This window comes from Pseudomonas viridiflava (genome assembly GCF_900602065.1).
In the GTDB taxonomy this organism is placed as follows: Bacteria; Pseudomonadota; Gammaproteobacteria; order Pseudomonadales; family Pseudomonadaceae; genus Aquipseudomonas.
Window position 1 is genome coordinate 1 of record NZ_UWFN01000302.1, and the last position, 302, is coordinate 302.

The 302-nt window shown below is 62.3% G+C and carries 1 pseudogene; it reads left to right on the forward strand.

Annotated elements, in window-relative coordinates:
• Positions 1-302: pseudogene (locus tag EE949_RS22435) on the forward strand (translation initiation factor IF-2); the annotation flags it as partial.

A 302-nucleotide genomic window follows, 5' to 3' on the forward strand; every position in this document is an offset into this window, starting at 1 on the left:
GTTCATGGCGTGACATCCGAAGAGTGGGGCGGTGATACGCCGTTCGTATCGGTCTCCGCGAAGATGGGTACCGGCGTTGACGAACTGCTCGAAGCCGTTCTGCTGCAGGCCGAAGTTCTGGAACTCAAGGCAACGCCTTCGGCTCCTGGCCGTGGTGTGGTTGTCGAGTCCCGTCTGGACAAGGGCCGTGGCCCGGTTGCGACGGTTCTGGTTCAGGACGGTACGCTGCGTCAGGGCGACATGGTTCTGGTCGGTTCGAACTTCGGTCGTATCCGCGCCATGCTCGACGAGAACGGCAAGCC